Source organism: Paenisporosarcina sp. P5_A11 (assembly GCF_056400705.1).
In genome coordinates this window covers 1-9,653 of record NZ_JBFUKT010000131.1, presented here as the reverse complement: position 1 = coordinate 9,653, position 9,653 = coordinate 1, and the positions used below count along the sequence as shown (strand labels likewise).

The 9,653-nt window shown below is 37.7% G+C and carries 9 protein-coding genes; 4 read left to right on the top strand and 5 right to left on the bottom strand.

Annotated elements, in window-relative coordinates:
- Positions 1-82 precede the first annotated feature (82 nt).
- The 4 genes from AC1DOS_RS14850 (at position 83) to AC1DOS_RS14835 (ending at position 4,446) form a co-directional block, all read left to right on the top strand.
- Positions 83-1,129 carry an amino acid ABC transporter substrate-binding protein gene (locus AC1DOS_RS14850; RefSeq protein WP_477538121.1) on the top strand — a complete coding sequence of 349 codons (1,047 nt, stop codon included), beginning with the start codon at positions 83-85 and terminating at the stop codon, positions 1,127-1,129.
- Positions 1,130-1,266: 137 nt separating this feature from the next.
- On the top strand, positions 1,267-2,445 hold the full coding sequence (locus AC1DOS_RS14845; protein ID WP_108586611.1) for an amino acid ABC transporter permease: 1,179 nt from the start codon (positions 1,267-1,269) through the stop codon (positions 2,443-2,445).
- 5 nt (positions 2,446-2,450) lie between these two features.
- On the top strand, positions 2,451-3,644 hold the full coding sequence (locus tag AC1DOS_RS14840) for an amino acid ABC transporter permease (protein WP_477538120.1): 1,194 nt from the start codon (positions 2,451-2,453) through the stop codon (positions 3,642-3,644).
- 31 nt (positions 3,645-3,675) lie between these two features.
- Positions 3,676-4,446 carry an amino acid ABC transporter ATP-binding protein gene (locus tag AC1DOS_RS14835; protein WP_108586609.1) on the top strand — a complete coding sequence of 257 codons (771 nt, stop codon included), beginning with the start codon at positions 3,676-3,678 and terminating at the stop codon, positions 4,444-4,446.
- Between the two features lie 119 nt (positions 4,447-4,565).
- Here the strand turns inward: AC1DOS_RS14835 and sda are convergent, their stop codons facing one another.
- The 5 genes from sda to AC1DOS_RS14810 form a co-directional block, all read right to left on the bottom strand.
- Positions 4,566-4,688, bottom strand: coding sequence for a sporulation histidine kinase inhibitor Sda (gene sda, locus AC1DOS_RS14830; protein WP_108586608.1), 123 nt, complete (start codon positions 4,686-4,688; stop codon positions 4,566-4,568).
- A gap of 568 nt (positions 4,689-5,256) precedes the next feature.
- Positions 5,257-6,366, bottom strand: coding sequence for a mandelate racemase/muconate lactonizing enzyme family protein (locus tag AC1DOS_RS14825; RefSeq protein WP_477538119.1), 1,110 nt, complete (start codon positions 6,364-6,366; stop codon positions 5,257-5,259).
- A gap of 254 nt (positions 6,367-6,620) precedes the next feature.
- Positions 6,621-7,067: a GDYXXLXY domain-containing protein gene (locus tag AC1DOS_RS14820; protein WP_108586606.1), complete on the bottom strand. Its 447-nt coding sequence runs from the start codon at positions 7,065-7,067 to the stop codon at positions 6,621-6,623.
- Positions 7,064-8,233, bottom strand: a complete 1,170-nt coding sequence (locus AC1DOS_RS14815; protein WP_477538118.1) for a DUF2157 domain-containing protein — start codon at positions 8,231-8,233, stop codon at positions 7,064-7,066. The genes AC1DOS_RS14820 and AC1DOS_RS14815 overlap by 4 nt, the downstream gene beginning before the upstream one ends.
- A 140-nt stretch (positions 8,234-8,373) precedes the next feature.
- Entirely contained in the window at positions 8,374-9,498 is a 1,125-nt protein-coding gene (locus AC1DOS_RS14810; RefSeq protein WP_477538117.1) for an alpha-hydroxy-acid oxidizing protein, read from the bottom strand.
- Positions 9,499-9,653 lie beyond the last annotated feature (155 nt).

The following is a 9,653-nucleotide window of genomic DNA, read 5'->3' as shown; positions in this document are numbered from 1 at the left end:
GTCTATTAGAGGGGGATAGATTAAAGCAAAATAGTATTTTTAAATAGTAGTTTGAAAAAAAATAGGGGGTTGGGACCAAAACATGAAAAAACATTTATTAGCTTTATTAAGCATTTTACTCATATTTTCGGTTGTCTTAGCGGGATGTTCAGAAGAAAAGGCTGAAGAAACCAAATCCAAATCACAATTAGATATAGTCAAAAAGCGAGGTAAATTAGTGGGTGGAGTTAACGCTGATATACCAGGTTTTGGTTATGTAGCATCTGATGGAAGTTATTCGGGAATGGATGTTGATATTACAAAAGCGATAGCCGCAGCTATCTTTGGAGACCCCGATGCAGTTGAATACAGACCATTATCAGCAGAGGAGCGTTTTATTGCTGTTCAAACGGGCGAGGTTGATGTTTTAGCGAGAAATACCACGTATACCACTTCTCGAGACGCTTCTGTTGGACTAGCTTTTGCACCGGTTACGTTTTATGACGGCCAAGGGATGATGGTGCGTGAAGATAGTGGAATTAAAAGTTTAAAGGATTTACAGGGAACACGAATTGCAGTTGAATCCGGCACAACAACCGAACTTAATTTGGCTGACCAAATGCGTAAATTGGGAGTCACTTATGAGCCCGTTGTATTTGATAGTCAAGATGCAGCAATTGCTGCTTATGAAGAAGGAAGTGTAGATGGGTTTACTACGGACCGCTCTGGATTAGTTTCTCGTCGATCTACCTTAGCCAAACCAGAGGAACATTTTATCTTATCTGAGGTATTATCTAAAGAACCGCTAGCTCCTTCAGTAAAAGACGGAGATTCGAAATGGGTAGGCGTAGTGACATGGACTGTATATGCATTGATACAAGCAGAAGAGTACGGAATTACGCAGGGCAATGTAGATACTTTCATCGATAGTGAAGATCCTGAAATTCGTCGTTTCTTAGGTGTTGAAGGGGATCTGGGTGAGCAACTGGGATTACCAAAAGACTTTGTTGTTCAGATCATTAAGGCTGTGGGGAACTACGGCGAAGTTTATAATCGCCATCTTGGCCCAGACACAGTGTTTGATTTAGATCGTGGTCCAAATGAACTTTGGACAAATGGTGGCTTAATGTATTCTCCGCCTTTCCGATAAAATACTAATTTTAGTGTAGAAATGTCGATTATAGATTTAGGCCTGCATACCTTTTCAAACTAGGGGGCAGGCCTCTTCTTTTTAAGTTTAAACAAGAAGAATTAATATTGGAAAAATAACGGTGAGGTGAATCATACGTGAAAAAACTTTCATCTTCGACGTCACCACCTTTTTGGAGAGATAAACGAGTCATTCCCATTCTTCTTCAAGCTATATTTGCTTTATTGGTTATGCTTTTAGGAGCATTCTTTTTCACCAATGCTCTTGGTAGTTTAAAGCAAATGGGAATGAGTTTTGGTTATGATTTCTTAGGTAAAATGGCGTCATTTGATATAGGAGATAAGTTGATTGAGTTTTCTTCGACAGATACTTATGGTAAAGCATTCCTTGTAGGAATTCTAAATACAATTAAAGTCGCTTTAATTGGAATCATTTTAGCTACTATTCTTGGGTTCATCATTGGTATTTCTCGGTTATCGAATAACTGGTTAGCAAAAACAGTGGCTACTGTCTATGTGGAAGTTTTTCGTAATACCCCTTTGTTAGTTCAGATTTTCATTTGGTTTTATGCTGTGTTTTTGAGCTTTCCCAGTATAGAAAAAAGCTTAAATGCATTTGGACTCTTTTATTTTAGTAATAGAGGGACTGTTATTCCTTGGTTCGAGCTAACGCCATCATCCATGATATGGTTCATTTCTCTTTTAGTTGGTCTTTTTCTATCGTATATCGTTTGGAAAGTTAGAATCATAAAACAAGTAGAAACAGGTCAGCGAAAATATCCGTCATTCTGGGCTCTTGGTTCTCTAGTTGGATGGGGAGTAATTACATGGATTTTCACATTACAGTCGCCGCTTTTACTTAGTGTTCCAGTGATTGCTGGACGAGGGTTTGATGGTGGTTACACAATTGGACCAGGTTTTGGTGCACTATTAGTAGCACTTGTCATGTATACCGCTTCCTATATTGCTGAAATTGTACGGGGAGGTATTTTGGCCGTACCAAAAGGACAAGTTGAAGCAGCAAAAGCACTAGGCTTGAAAAGTCCAACTATTTTAAGACTTGTTATTTTACCTCAGGCTATTCGGATTATTATCCCTCCTTTAACGAATCAATATTTAAATCTAATTAAGAATTCAAGTCTAGCTGCAGCGGTAGCGTACCCAGAACTAGTAGGAGTTGGGATCACAGTTCTAAGTCAAACAGGTAAAAGTGTAGAAGTCATATCAATCGTGATTCTAGTCTACTTATCTATGAGTTTATTCACGTCACTCTTAATGAATATATTTAACAAATATACGCAACTAGTAGAGAGGTGAGAAAAGTGAATCGTGAAGAATTTCAACAGACACAACAAGCTCCATATAAACCACTAACACATACAGTGAGCTGGTTGAAGAAGAACTTATTTAGTAGTTGGAAAAACACACTGTTAACGATCGTATTTGGGATCATTAGTTATTTGATAGTGAAGAATTCGATTGTATGGATTTTCTTTAGTGCCGATTGGCAGGTTATTTCAGCTAATTTCAGGTTATTAGCAGTGGGTCAGTACCCGGCAGCAGAAGTGTGGCGGCTATGGATTTGTTTAACGCTTTCTTCGGTACTAATGGGTCTTTCATGGGGATTGTGGAAGGGAACAGTCGCCCACTTAACAATAGCAATGGTAGGAATGTATACGATCTTAGGATGTTTGCCCTTCGTCATGACAGAAACCCGTATATGGTTGCTAGTAAATGTTGTCGTACTAGTGACTGCATATGTAATAGGCAAGAACCGGCCAAAGTTAAAGAAACCACTACTCATCGCCTGGTTTCTCATGTTTCCAGTCATTGTTTTTTTATTAAGTGGTTTTGGTGTATTTAATCATGTTGGCACTAATTTATGGGGTGGTTTTTTATTAACTTTACTAATATCTTTGGTAGCTATTGTTTTTTCTTTTCCACTTGGGTTACTACTGGCGCTTGGAAGAAGAAGCAAATTACCAATAGTTCGTTGGTTCAGCATTGGATATATTGAATTGATTCGAGGAGTTCCCTTGATTACCATCTTGTTTATTGCACAGTTGATGCTGCCGTTGTTTATGGGACATGGAATAGACATCAATAATGTCATACGAGCGATGGTTGGATTCACTTTATTTACTGCAGCATACTTAGCAGAAAACATACGTGGAGGATTGCAATCAATTCCTCGAGGACAATTTGAAGCGGCGGAATCACTTGGACTTAATACAGCATTCAAGATGACATTTATTATCTTACCTCAAGCGTTACGTGCAGTTATCCCGGCGATCGTAGGGCTTTTCATCGGAATATTTAAAGACACTTCCCTCGTTGCTGTTGTAGGCTTAACCGATATTCTGGGCATTGGAAGAAATATAATATCTAATCCTCAGTTTCTAGGGACACAGATGGAAGTATTTTTATTCGTTGCTCTCGTCTTTCTTATCTTTTGCAATATGATGTCCTATGCGAGCAGAAGATTGGAAGTAGCTTTAGGTGTTGGTAAGCGATAAATACGAACTTTAATCCTAAGGAGGGACATGTATGTTTAAAAACTTTGACGCTGATATATCTCTGGAACTCAGGAAAGATATAGTCGTTTGTAATAATGTGAATAAATGGTTTGGAAATTTGCATGTATTAAAAGATGTATCATTAAAGGTTAAGCAGGGTGAAGTTGTAGTTATACTAGGTCCTTCTGGATCAGGGAAATCTACATTTATTCGAACAGTTAACGGGTTAGAAGAAATTCGAAAAGGGGAAATCACAGTTGATGGGATTCCTTTATCCAATGATATTTCTGATATCGAAGCTATTCGAAAAGAAACAGGCATGGTCTTTCAATCATTTAACTTATTCCCTCATATGACCATATTAAAAAACATTACCCTAGCACCTATTTGGGTTCGTAAATGGCCAAAAGCCAAAGCAGAAAAAATTGCATTAGAGTTGTTAGAACGTGTTGGTATTCCAGAACAAGCTCATAAATATCCAGGTCAGCTTTCTGGAGGACAACAGCAACGAGTAGCAATTGCTAGAGCTTTAGCCATGCAACCTAAAATCATGTTATTCGATGAACCAACTTCAGCATTAGATCCTGAAATGATTAAAGAAGTTTTAGATGTAATTAAAACTTTAGCAGGATCTGGAATTACAATGCTCGTTGTGACTCATGAAATGAATTTTGCTCGTGAGGTCGCAGATCGAATTGTTCTTTTTGATTTTGGGGAAATTATAGAAATTGGAACTCCAAGTGAATTATTTGATAATCCACAACATGAGCGAACAAAACTCTTCTTATCACAAATTTTATGAAAAGTTTGTTAGCAACGGTTCAAATATAGAGGACATGTAATATAAAAAAATAGAAATCCAGTAGCTACATTCGCTTCTGGATTTCTTATGAGGTAGCTCGGCGTATGGACAATGAAGTGTTAGATAGACAAAGAACGTCGGCGAATTTCATTTTCTAATAGGCATATAAAATCCGGACAAAGTTTTAAGTCTTTTGCTTTAATATAAGACTCCATCAACAGTTTGGTCGATAGTTTACTCATACGTAATTCACCTCCGATTTCATCAAATTTGCTTCTATTTTTTTATAAATAAGAATATATTGGTAGGCAATCTTGGTGTAATTTAAATCTATCAGATTGTTAGGTTAAGAACAATCGTTCGGTTATCCACAATATTCTGTGGATGGATTGTGATTAACTTGTGAATACAATAGGTAATTGTATAAGGTAAGGCAGATGAAATGTGTATAAACTTATCCACAGACTCGAAAATATGAAAAATTTGTCGAAACATTTTTTTGGGAAATAGTTAGATTATCATGTCCTACCGCAAAAAAACTAGGAAGATTTCTATATAGAAAACTGGACAAATAGTTATAGGTATTAAAACACCTTTGAATTTAGCACTCACATAAGTGCTAAATTCAAAGGTGTTTTATCCTGGATCAAAATGTTTTGAGACTCACAATCTAGATATGCTGTTTTCAGACGTGGAACGAAATTTTTCAGACGTGAAGCCCTTTTTTTCAGACGTGAAGCTCAAAAAGTCAGACTGAGCGATAGCTCAGCCTTTAAAAAACTAATATTCTTAATTTGTATCTTTCTTCAGCTATCTGACAATATCACGATAAACGGTTAATTCACGTAGTGTTTCTTCATTTATTTCTATACCTAATCCTGGCTTATCAGTTAATCGTATATAAGGGACATCATAAGCCAAATTGCCAATATCCTTCGAGAACTTTAATGGACCAGTTAGTTCTACCGAGCTAATATTTTTTTTGGAAAAAGCAACATGATATCCTGCTGCTGATCCAATAGAGGATTCGACCATTGAGCCAATTTGACAATCTAATCCAGCGAGTTCTGCTTGATGAGCCATTTTTACTGAAGGGTAAATACCACCACACTTCATTAATTTAATGTTCACTTTATCAGCAGCACGTTTTTGGATGATTTCCAGCATTTCACGAGATCCCTTTAAGCCTTCATCAATCATTAAAGGAATTATTGATTTTGACTTAATTTCAACCATACCATCGATGTCATCTGCCACCACTGGCTGTTCAATCCAATCAAGATTACAATTTTGCAATTTCTTTAAAGCCACTAAAGTTGTAGCACTATTTTGCCAACCTTGGTTTACATCAACGCGAATGGCAATATCTTCGCCTACGCGAGCACGAACTGCTTGAATTCGCTTAACATCTTGTTTGATATTTGTTCCAACCTTCATTTTAAAGGATTGGTAGCCCTTGGTAACATGTAAAGCAGCTTCATTTGCCATCAATTCAGGCTCGGCAATACTTAGGACGTGTGTGAGGGAAAACTCGTCATGGTAACGACCGCCTATGAGTTGAAAGACGGGTTGCTGTAATTTTTTTCCGATGATATCATAACACGCAATATCGATGGCTGCTTTTGCGGTAGGTGCTGAATAAATGGTTTTGTTCATTAAATCATGGAGTCTCTCGATTTCCAATGGATTATGTCCCAAAACTACAGGAGCCAACGTATTTTTTATGATGTGATATGTGCTTTCCCATGTTTCACCTGTCACGTGTTCGTCAGCCACAGCTTCACCATATCCCGTAATGCCTTCGTCAGTTTCGATTTTCACGATAACTGAAGGCATAAAGTTATATGTTTGGTAACTGATGACAAAAGGTTGGTGAAGAGGTAAATGAATGGCATATAAATAAATGGCTGTAATTTTCATCTATTAAACATCCTTTCTCGATTTTCTGGTATATAAAAGATGATATGTATATCTACAAGCGATTCAAGGCAAATCAATTGTTAAAACTAAATCCTTGTGCGTAATAATAAGCTTTCTAGTCCTTTGCGTCAATTTAAGGGTAAGTTGAAAATTAACTCGTTCTGTGCATAGTCATTATATGTAGTTAATTAAAAGATGCCATTTTCAAATAATTAGAAAACAGCAAAAGCGACTTCGCTTTTGCTGTTTATTAGTTAATCTTGTCGGACATCTAAATACACTGGACGAATCGTTCCCCACGGTGAGACATCGAGTGTTACGGCTAAATTACGTGCTTTTTCAAGGTCCGGTCCAGTTCCTTGTTCTACGTAATACTGCTCAAGTTGGGGAGCGGTAATGAGTTCGTTGTAATAAGTTCCTCGAATAGATCCAAAGAAAGCTTGTGAATCGATTCGGTCAATGACAGCATAACCGTCGTCACCTTGTTTTAATGTGAAGTAGATTTCACCATTCTGCAAAGAGTCTGAAGGTTTTAAGTCAGGATATTGTAGCAAAACATATTCCCCATAAAACGGATCAACTGGATCGAACGGTTCTGCTCTTAAAACAAACTGTTCACCTAACCACGAAGTTGCGTAAAAGCTCAAGACAATCAGTGCAATAAAAAGACTTTGTAAAGCAGGGAATAAGAACGATCTCATGTTGCAACACCTGCTTTCTTCCGGTTTACATACCATGCGATTCCTGAGAGGACAAAGAGCAAAATGGCACCGACTAGGAAGAAGAGAGACATGTCGAGTCTTTCCCATGCATAAATGAAGTAAAGAACAAATTGAACAGCAATAAAATAGACAAAGCCAAAAGTAAGTGGTCTATCTTGCCGATGTGCAATGACTAAATACGCGAGAGCTACGATTTCAGCTACTATGGCGAGCGCAATAGCTGTATCATCGAATAACAATAAACCAACTGCCCCTAAAACAGAAATCCACGTAATTGATTGGAAGCGTAGATAAGTGAGTACTAAGACACCTACAGAAACAACTAATAATGAGATGGACTCCACTAAATTTATTTCGGGAAATGATAAATCCATTGCACCTCTAATTGTCAAGTAGACAACTAATTGAAAAGCTCCAACTACTAGAGTCAAAGGCCCCAACAAACGTTCTTTTTCTGGAACACTTAGAAGCAGAAAAACTAGCGTAAACAGAGTCCAAATTGGCCATAATATTGTCTCGTAATCTACGAGTATCCATAGCATTAAACCTGATGCGAAAAGCAGCAACCAACTGAATATCATAGAAGAATCAATATGGCTAAAATAGAACCAGGCTAGTGTTACAGCAAGGAAACAACCCCATTCAAACCAACTCATAGTAGGGATCGACATCATTAACACGAATGCTCCAGCAATAAAAGCAATTAAAGCATACGGGAACTGACGCCAGTAAAAATAGTGGGCGAGAGTCACAATAAATATAGCCCATGGTAAAATCGAATTTGATACCGAAAAATGAAAAGCCTGAACGGTTACAATAATGCTTGCTCCAAACATTGCAAGTCCTATGAGACGAAAAATGATGGCACGACCGAAGTTTTTACGTTCCGCTAAATAGCCGAAACCGTAAAACATCCACATCAGTAATTGAACCAAGCCTATTTTCAATAGAGCTGGCATTACCTGCCAATTCGCTGCAATGAAACTAAACACTGCAAGTGAAAAGAAAATGAGTCCAATAATTAAGAGCAGCGGAAGTTTGGTAGGTTTTGGTTGTTGGTTTTCAAAAGTTAGAATCTTTTTAACCGCTACTTGGTCGATAAATCCTTCTTTTTCCCAACGCTCCAATTTACGTTCAAGATCCACAACGACACCCCCTTTATTTTACTTCTATTATATTCCCTTATTATATGAATAGACAGATGATTACATTATTTTATTCTGAAAATTCAGGTAACATTTTATTTGAAAATAAAAGAGAAAGGGGGGAGTACTTTGGGCAGTGTTTATTTCTTTTTACGAATGATTGATCGATTGACTTCTTGCAGGGATGCGAATCCAGTAAGCGCTAATGAAACGTCAATATCATTAATGAAATCATTTAACACATGTCGAACCCCGTTTTCTCCAGCTACAGCTAATCCGTAAACAAAAGGGCGTCCCAGTAGTACCGCATTTGCCCCTAATGCTTTCGCTTTAATGACATCAGAGCCTCTTCTAATCCCACTATCTAGTAAGATAGGAACTACTCCTTGAATTACTTCTGCGATTGAAGGTAAGGCTTCGAATGATGAGATACAGCCATCGAGCTGTCTGCCACCATGATTAGAAACAATTACTCCATCTACTCCATAATGTAACGCTTTACGCGCATCCTCTTCATGAAGAATTCCTTTTAATAAAACAGGAAGTTTGGTGTGATTTTTTATCGTCCCAAGATCATCCCAAGTTAAGGAAGGATTAAATATCACATCTACTATTTTTCCAATTACATCGGGATCATCACTAGAAGGATTACTACCCAACCGACTTAGGAAAACAGGGTCATGTAGATAATTAGCTGATCCTTTTCCAAGTTTCAGAGGTGAATAGCCATTGTTTAAATCTCGTTCTCGATTTCCTAAAAGAGCCGTGTCTACCGTAATGACAATAGCCGAATAACCTGATTCTTCCGCACGTTTAACCATACTTAAAGCCAGTTCTACATCCTTAGACCAATACAATTGAAACCAGCGTGGCGTAGTCCCAAGATTTGCAGCAATCTCTTCTAAAGAATATGACGATAACGTACTAGCGATAAACGGGACTCCGTGATGAGCGGCCGCTCTTGCTGAAGCAAGCTCACCATCTGGATGGAATATGCTCTGTACTCCTACAGGGGCAATTGCAAAAGTAGAAGGGAAGGTAGTACCTAATACTTGCGTTGAGGTATCCCGAATGCTGACATCATTCAAAACTCGCGGAACAATATGCCAGTCATCAAAAGCATTAACATTTGCACGTAACGTACTCTCGGCACCAGAACCACTGTTTACATATGTAAAAGGACCTTTTTCTATCGATTCAGAAGCCATGTGTTCTAATAGTTGAACGGAATGTGGTAATTCGATATTTAATATAGAATTTGTCATAAGGTTTCTCCTTTCGAAAAGCTTTTACTTAGTATAGGGGACTAAATATGTTCTATCAATGGAATTTGCGGAATTTTCTTATAAATAAAGGCACTGTTAAACGATAATCTTGTTTATCGTACATTTACTCTAGGCGCAAATGTACTCTTTTGTTT

Bases quoted from the DNA above. Each gene is read 5' to 3' on its own strand.
- AC1DOS_RS14835 (WP_108586609.1), top strand. From the start codon at position 3,676: ATGTTTAAAAACTTTGACGCTGATATATCTCTGGAACTCAGGAAAGAT.
- AC1DOS_RS14825 (WP_477538119.1), bottom strand. From the start codon at position 6,366: ATGAAAATTACAGCCATTTATTTATATGCCATTCATTTACCTCTTCAC.
- AC1DOS_RS14810 (WP_477538117.1), bottom strand. From the start codon at position 9,498: ATGACAAATTCTATATTAAATATCGAATTACCACATTCCGTTCAACTA.
- AC1DOS_RS14850 (WP_477538121.1), top strand. From the start codon at position 83: ATGAAAAAACATTTATTAGCTTTATTAAGCATTTTACTCATATTTTCG.
- sda (WP_108586608.1), bottom strand. From the start codon at position 4,688: ATGAGTAAACTATCGACCAAACTGTTGATGGAGTCTTATATTAAAGCA.
- AC1DOS_RS14820 (WP_108586606.1), bottom strand. From the start codon at position 7,067: ATGAGATCGTTCTTATTCCCTGCTTTACAAAGTCTTTTTATTGCACTG.